Annotated in this window: 6 protein-coding genes; 3 read left to right on the forward strand and 3 right to left on the reverse strand. The window is 61.0% G+C overall.

Translation table 11 applies throughout. From position 1 onward, the window contains the following. The coding region (locus OB03_RS05015) for a class I SAM-dependent methyltransferase (RefSeq protein ID WP_461343404.1) at positions 1-559 on the reverse strand (559 nt) is incomplete at its 3' end. A gap of 151 nt (positions 560-710) precedes the next feature. On the opposite strand from OB03_RS05015, the gene OB03_RS05020 reads away from it, so the two are divergent. From OB03_RS05020 to OB03_RS05030, 3 genes are read left to right on the forward strand one after another with little or no spacing between them, the layout of a single operon-like run. Further along, positions 711-1,109 carry a hypothetical protein gene (locus OB03_RS05020; protein ID WP_461343405.1) on the forward strand — a complete coding sequence of 133 codons (399 nt, stop codon included), beginning with the start codon at positions 711-713 and terminating at the stop codon, positions 1,107-1,109. Continuing rightward, positions 1,106-1,309 carry a helix-turn-helix transcriptional regulator gene (locus tag OB03_RS05025; protein ID WP_242914974.1) on the forward strand — a complete coding sequence of 68 codons (204 nt, stop codon included), beginning with the start codon at positions 1,106-1,108 and terminating at the stop codon, positions 1,307-1,309. The genes OB03_RS05020 and OB03_RS05025 overlap by 4 nt, the downstream gene beginning before the upstream one ends. 17 nt (positions 1,310-1,326) lie before the next feature. Then, positions 1,327-2,223, forward strand: a complete 897-nt coding sequence (locus tag OB03_RS05030) for an alpha/beta fold hydrolase (protein WP_461343406.1) — start codon at positions 1,327-1,329, stop codon at positions 2,221-2,223. 5 nt (positions 2,224-2,228) lie between these two features. On the opposite strand, the gene OB03_RS05035 is transcribed toward OB03_RS05030, so the two are convergent. Both OB03_RS05035 and ubiA read right to left on the reverse strand, forming a co-directional pair. Further along, positions 2,229-3,050 carry a DUF3298 and DUF4163 domain-containing protein gene (locus OB03_RS05035; protein WP_461343407.1) on the reverse strand — a complete coding sequence of 274 codons (822 nt, stop codon included), beginning with the start codon at positions 3,048-3,050 and terminating at the stop codon, positions 2,229-2,231. Between the two features lie 23 nt (positions 3,051-3,073). After that, the coding region (ubiA, locus tag OB03_RS05040; RefSeq protein ID WP_461343408.1) for a 4-hydroxybenzoate octaprenyltransferase at positions 3,074-3,979 on the reverse strand (906 nt) is incomplete at its 5' end.

The raw sequence follows: 3,979 nt of genomic DNA on the forward strand, positions 1-3,979 counted from the left end.
ATTTAGGGAAATAGTTTCGTCCCGGGTCACCAACGAGTACGCGCGTGCCATTTTTCCGCGCCGCCAACAGCCATTCCAGCACCGCTTCGGCCATCCGCTTTTCATAGAAGACGTCGCCCGCGCAGATCAGATCGACCTGTGGCGGTGGGCTTTTCAGCAGGTTGGCGTCGGTAAAGGCAATCTCGACATCATTGGCCTTGGCGTTGAGCGCTACAGCGGCCTCGCAGAACGGGTCGATGTCGGCGGCCAGCACGGAGGTCGCGCCCGTTTTCCTCGCCGCAACCGCAACGAGGCCCGATCCGGTGGCCAGATCGACAACCGTCTTGCCTGCGCACTCTTGGGGGTGGTCCAGCAGCCAACGGGCCAGAGCCTGACCGCCCGCCCATGCGAACGCCCAGAAGGGCGGCGGCACGCCCATCTCGTCCAGTTCTTCCTCGGTCAAACGCCAGATGGGCGTGATCTCGTCAGCCAGCCACAGCTGGATTTCCGGCGTGTGGGACACGGCCTGAAGGCGGGTGTTGCCGAGGATGAAATCGGTGGGGTTTTTGATGCGCGACAAGGGCTTGCGACCGGAATGGCGAAACGGAAAACGGCGGCAAACTGGGCGCGAAGCCAGCGAAAGGCAAGGCGTAATGCTGGCCTTACAAAATGTTAGGTTGACATTACATTTATCCGATGTCAGGTTGACCTTACATTGAAGGAGAAGACCAATGAACGGACGAGACGCGACGGCCAATGGCCGCAGCTACGCGCGGGGCACCATGCTCACCATGGGGCTTTATGTGCTGGGCATTCTGGCCGCCTCGCTGGCGGTACGTAGCGGCAATGTGCATGACGGGGCGCTGATTGCGCTGGCTCTGGTGCCCGGTATCGCCATCCTGGGGCAGATCGGTGTGACGCTGAACTATCTGCACAAGGCCGACGAGTTCCTAAAGGCTATGACGGCGCGGCGCCTGATCATCGCCAGCATGGGGACATTGGCGATCTTCACGGTCTGGGGTTTCCTTGAAACCTTCGCAGGCGTCGAAGGACCGGCCGCTTGGGCCGCCTACTGCATCATGTGGGGCCTGTTTGGCGTGATTTCCTGCGTTGAAAGGTTCACCCAATGAACAACCGTCTCAAACTCCTGAGGGTCGAGCGCGGCTGGACGCAGGAACAACTCGGCGAACAGTTGGGCGTCTCGCGTCAGGCCGTCATCGCGCTGGAAAACGGCAAGCACAACCCGTCACTGGATCTGGCCTACCGGATATCGGCCCTGTTCGGAAAATCCGTAGAAGACGTTTTCGAAAACCCGCATATTCAAAGCTAAACAAAGGACGACCTGTGATGGCGATTTCAACTCCAGTTGGCTCAGTCTTGGTGCGTGCGTTTGTAGCGATTACAGCCCTGTTTGCGGCGTCGGTCGGGGCGGTGCCCGAGGCCCGCGCCGACAATGGCGACCGGATTTCGGTAGAGGTTGTCGGGCAGGGACCGGACGTGATCCTGGTGCCGGGCTATGCCTCGACACGCGAGGTCTGGAGAGAAACGGCCAACACTCTGTCCGCCCGTTATCGGGTTCATCTGGTTCAGTTGGCAGGGTTTGGCGATGTGCCATGGACGCATGGCGATGGCCCCTTCCTTCAACCGGCCATCGACGAACTGGCGATCTATGCCGGTACCCTGGATCGTCCGGCGTATATCGGGCATTCGATGGGGGGGCTGATGGGACTGAAGCTGGCGCAGGATCACCCGGGTCTGCTCACAAAGGTGATGAGCGTCGACAGTCTGCCCTTCTACGGCAGTCTGTTTAGTTCGACCGCGACCATCGAAAGCGTTCGCCCGGCTGCCGAACAAATGCGAACGGCTATCCTTGGCGCGTCGGACGAGATGTTCCGTAACCAGCAAGGAATGACAGCCGTCGCTATGACGCTGAAAGAGGAGCGCCGCGCAGAGATTGTCGATGCGTCGATAGCCTCGGACCGCCAGGCCCTAGCCACCGCCATTTCAGAGCTTGTGGTGACCGATCTGCGCGAAGGGTTGCCGTCGATGACGACACCGTTCTGGGTGGTATATGCGCTCGATAACTCCAGCCCTTACGGTGCTAAGTCCGCCGAGGTGTGGACCCGCGAGTATAAAGCTTTGCCGAACGTGAGAATGGAGGCTGTACAGGACAGCCGCCACTTCATCATGTTCGACCAACCGGAACGACTGAACGCCCTGATCGATGCGTTCCTCAACCCTTAAGGTAATCAGGCAGGGCGAAGGTCGTTGGTGACGTCGCCCTGCTTGCCGGTGCCTGCAAAGTCGGCGGCATAGACAGGGTTCAGACCCTTGCCCAGCGCTGCAAACGGCACCGTCAGGTAATAGGGCCCTTCGACATAGGGGCCGACCGCATAGGCATCCAGCAGGAAGGTTATGCCCGAGGCCTTGCCCGGTTGATCGCCTCCGGCCAGCGCGACGGCGACCTTGGACAGTTCGGGACACGACCACGTGGTGCCCGGGCCGCCCAGTGCGATCGAGCCGGGACGCGATTTCTTGGCTTGGTTCACAGCACCGCAGAGCGTGCGCGACATAGCGGCCTTATCGGCGTCGCTGGCGAACAGGTCGGCAGCCGATAGAAATTTGTTGCCGGTCTTGTCCCACAAAACACCCTTGGCGGTGGTGTTCGGATGGGCACCGCCCGAATAGTCGAAGTCGGTACGGATCATGCTGAACAGACGGTCCGTCTCGACGGGGGTGCCGTAAAGGATCTGCTTTTCGTACGGCGGCAGGTCGGCGCTACCAAACTCACTGCGGTCGGATTGCGCGCCTTCGGAATAGTCCTTCAAAGCCCCGACTTCATCGGCATAGAGCTTTTGGTAGAGGGCCGGGAAGGCTTTCACAGCTTCGGGAAGGACCAGCTTCACCTTGGCGTAGGGGGTGGTGGACTCGTACGTCAGCGGGCCTTCAACAGCAGCCTTGGCGGCGGGCTTTTCAGCCTCCGCGGGCTTGGCGTCGCGGTTACACGCCGAAAGGCTTAGAGCGACAGCAGTGCCCAGCAGGGCCAAACGAAGGGTACGCGCGGTTTTCATACGAACATCCGTGATCTTGAGGATCAAAAACTGATCTGACTAAACGCTATCGCCGCCAGAAGGATCAATCCCGCCTCACGGTTGGACTTGAAGAGTTTCAGGGCCAAGGCGGAGTTTTCGGGCTGCAACCGGATGACCTGCCAGATGAAATGCGCGGCGTAGAGCGCAAGGCCTGCCCAGAACAACGGACCGGCACCGGCCACCCAGCCTGCGGCACCGGCAAGAACGACAGCCAGAACATAGAAGATACTGACGCCTTCGCGCACCTTGCTGCCAAGGCGTCGGGCCGACGATTTAACGCCGGCCATGGCATCGTCTTCGATGTCTTGCAGCGCATAGATGGTGTCATAGCCCAACGTCCAGAACAGGCCTCCGGCGTACAGAAGGGCTGCGGACAGGCCGAGATAGCCGCCATAACCCAGAGCGACGCCATAGCTTGCGGCGGCAAACCCCAATAGCGCGCCCCAGTTGAACGTGAGGCCCAGCCACGCCTGCGGCCACCAGGTGATGCGCTTCATGAACGGATAGGCGGCTACCAGGAACAGGCTGAGGAAGCCCAGAAGCACGGCCAGCAGGTTCATGGTCAGCAGGATGCACAGGCTGACCAGCGAGATACCGACGACGAAGGCCGCCGCCTGTTTGGCGCTGATCTGCCCTGACGGTATGGGACGCGAAGCCGTGCGGGCGACCTGCGCGTCAAAATCGCGGTCGACGATATCGTTCACCGCACAGCCCGCTCCACGCATGAGGGCCGAACCCAGCGCAAAGCCGACCAGCAGCCACGCCTCATACCAGCCAAAGCTGCGCCCGCTCTCGAGCAGGGCCAGCACAATACCCTGCCAGCCCGGCAACAGCAGAAGCCAGGTGCCGATGGGGCGATCGAACCGTCCGAGCTTCAGCCATGGCTTGAGCTTTTGTGGAGCGTGGCG

The organism is Brevundimonas sp. GN22, from assembly GCF_054824005.1.

Bases quoted from the DNA above. Each gene is read 5' to 3' on its own strand.
- OB03_RS05025 (WP_242914974.1), top strand. From the start codon at position 1,106: ATGAACAACCGTCTCAAACTCCTGAGGGTCGAGCGCGGCTGGACGCAG.
- OB03_RS05035 (WP_461343407.1), bottom strand. From the start codon at position 3,050: ATGAAAACCGCGCGTACCCTTCGTTTGGCCCTGCTGGGCACTGCTGTC.
- OB03_RS05020 (WP_461343405.1), top strand. From the start codon at position 711: ATGAACGGACGAGACGCGACGGCCAATGGCCGCAGCTACGCGCGGGGC.
- OB03_RS05030 (WP_461343406.1), top strand. From the start codon at position 1,327: ATGGCGATTTCAACTCCAGTTGGCTCAGTCTTGGTGCGTGCGTTTGTA.